The organism is Pseudomonadota bacterium, assembly GCA_010028905.1.
GTDB lineage: Bacteria > Vulcanimicrobiota > Xenobia > RGZZ01 > RGZZ01 > RGZZ01.
This window is the reverse complement of record RGZZ01000711.1, coordinates 1-1,835: the sequence shown is the minus strand read 5'-3', so window position 1 is coordinate 1,835 and position 1,835 is coordinate 1. Positions and strand designations below refer to the sequence as shown.

The 1,835-nt window shown below is 65.0% G+C and carries 2 protein-coding genes; both read right to left on the bottom strand.

Going from position 1 to position 1,835, the window contains the following annotated elements:
* On the bottom strand, positions 1-397 hold a 397-nt coding region (locus tag EB084_24595), incomplete at its 3' end, for a peroxiredoxin (GenBank protein NDD31443.1).
* A gap of 127 nt (positions 398-524) precedes the next feature.
* A complete protein-coding gene (locus EB084_24590) occupies positions 525-962 on the bottom strand; it encodes a transcriptional repressor (GenBank protein ID NDD31442.1) in 438 nt (145 codons plus the stop codon).
* Positions 963-1,835 lie beyond the last annotated feature (873 nt).

The following is a 1,835-nucleotide window of genomic DNA, read 5'->3' as shown; positions in this document are numbered from 1 at the left end:
CGATGCCCTCTTCCTCGACGAGCACGTTGTAGGCCCGTGAGACGCTGAGGGTGGTGTCGGCGGCCAGGGGGAAGCGGATGGCGCCGAGACCATTGCGGTCGCGGGGCAGCTCGATCCAGGCGCGGTGGGAGAAGACGCTGTCGGTGCTGACGCCCAGGATCTCGGCGTCGAGGGCCTTGAAGTCGTCGGCGCGGTCGCTGAGCGCGGTGATCTCGGTGGGGCAGACGAACGTGAAGTCGAGGGGGTAGAAGAAGAGCACAAGCCACTTCCCGCGATAGTCAGAGAGGCGTGCCTCGCTCTGCAGCGTGGCCAGATCGGCGGTGGTCTTCATGTGGAAGTCAGGAGCAGGCTTGCCCACCTTCAGCGGAGTTCGGAGCAGGGCGTTCAGATCGGTCATTGGTATGGGTCTCCTTTCGGGTTCGTTTTTGTCTGACCGGCGTTTTTTGATAAGAATTATTATTGATAAGAGGCCTGAGAAAAGCCCCACGCGGGGGCTCTGCTCGGATGCAAGGAGTGTCGCTGTGCTACCTCGGCTTGTCGCTCGCCTGGGCCTGACAGTCGCCGCACACGCCATGGAAGACCACCTCGTGGCGCTCGACATTGAACCCGTGACTGTGCTCGACCGACAGCTTCAGGTGCCCGAAGTCGAGGTCGACGTCGGCCAGACGGCCACATCGACGGCACTTCAGGTGGCTGTGCGCGTCGACCCGCGGATCGAAGCGGCTGCGGTCGCCGTGATAGTTCAGTTCCTGGATCTCGCCCATCTGCACGAGCTCCTTGAGGGTCTTGTAGACGGTGGCCAGGGACACATCTGGCAGACGCCGACGGACCTCTTCATGAACCTGCTCGGCAGAGGGATGGTGCGTCACCCCTTCGAGCACCTCGAATATGGTTCGACGCTGCGGGGTCACCGCATACCCTCGCTCGCGCAGGCGCTCACAGAGCGCTTGTGCGGTCTCCATTGCACTGCGTCCTCTCTAATAATGATTATTATCTAAGAGCATGCTAACAAAGTGAGTAGAGACTGTCAAGCCCCACGTCGAGGGGTCCTGTCACAGCACACTGCGGCATAGTCGTGAAGTCATTGAAGGCGCTCAATCGATCGGTATGCACCTCGGCAGACTGCGTGTATGTCTACCACGAAGCCGTTGGGGACAGGCCGAAGGCCACCACGGCACCGTGGGGGACAAGACCAGCTGGCAGGCTCCACGAGCGGCTGCGGAACCGTGTCCACCACGGCACCGTGGGGGACAGGCCCAGCTGACAGGCGCCACGAGTAGCCGCGGCACCGTGTCCACCACGGCACCGTGGGGGACAGGCCCAGCTGACAGGCGCCACGAGTAGCCGCGGCACCGTGTCCACCACGGCACCGTGGGGGACAAGCCGATGTCCCCCACGGCACCGTGGGGGACAAGCCCAGCTGGCAGTCTCCACGAGCGGCTGCGGAACCGTGTCCACCACGGCACCGTGGGGGACAGGCCGATGTCCATCACGGCACCGTGGGGGACAAGACCAGCTGGCAGGCGCCACGAGTAGCCGCGGCACCGTGTCCACCACGGCACCGTGGGGGACAAGCCGATGTCCACCACGGCACCGTGGGGGACAGGCCGATGTCCACCACGGCACCGTGGGGGACAAGACCAGCTGGCAGGCTCCACGAGTTGCCGCGGCAAGGTGTCCACCACGGCACCGTGGGGGACAGGACCAGCTGGCAGTCGCCACGAGCGGCTGCGGCACCGCGTCCACCACGGCACCGTGGGGGACAGGCCGATGTCCACCACGGCACCGTGGGGGACAGGACCAGCTGGCAGTCGCCACGAGCGGCTGCGGCACCG

What these genes read in the sequence shown, in the direction of transcription:
- EB084_24590 (NDD31442.1), bottom strand. Translation starts at nt 962, where the DNA reads ATGGAGACCGCACAAGCGCTCTGTGAGCGCCTGCGCGAGCGAGGGTAT.